A 435-nucleotide genomic window follows, 5' to 3' on the forward strand; every position below is an offset into this window, starting at 1 on the left:
AATCGCCTGGTTGGTGTAATACAACTGGCTGCCGTTGATCGCATCGGTCGAATCCGCCGATACCACGCCTGCCGCCACACCTTGTACCTGACGGGTCTCGTCCGTGCCGTTGCCGACGGTAACGACGCCGGCGACTTTGTTCGCGGCGGCAGCCGAACCTGCTTTGCCTGCCACGGCTTTGTCGTTCAAGCCGCCGTAGGTGTAGGCTTCGCCTTTGGCCGCATCAGCCGTATGGATGCCTTGGGTTTGGGCGCGGTCGCCGAGGTAGACGGAGTCTTTAACCGTGGCTTTGATGTTGCTGCCCAGTGCGTAGGCGTTGTCGGCGGATACGTTGTTGTTGTTACCGATGGAGTAAGAACTGTTGCCGCTTACTACGGTCGGGTCACCGATGGCGCCGGAGTTTTTGCCGCTGACGATGTTGCCGGTACCGATGGC

General features: G+C 60.2%; 1 pseudogene. It reads right to left on the reverse strand.

The annotated features are described in order from the left end of the window. Positions 1-435: pseudogene (locus HMPREF2954_RS04890) on the reverse strand (hypothetical protein); the annotation flags it as partial.

The sequence above is a fragment of the Neisseria sp. HMSC067H09 genome (genome assembly GCF_001814135.1).
Taxonomy (GTDB): Bacteria; Pseudomonadota; Gammaproteobacteria; order Burkholderiales; family Neisseriaceae; genus Neisseria.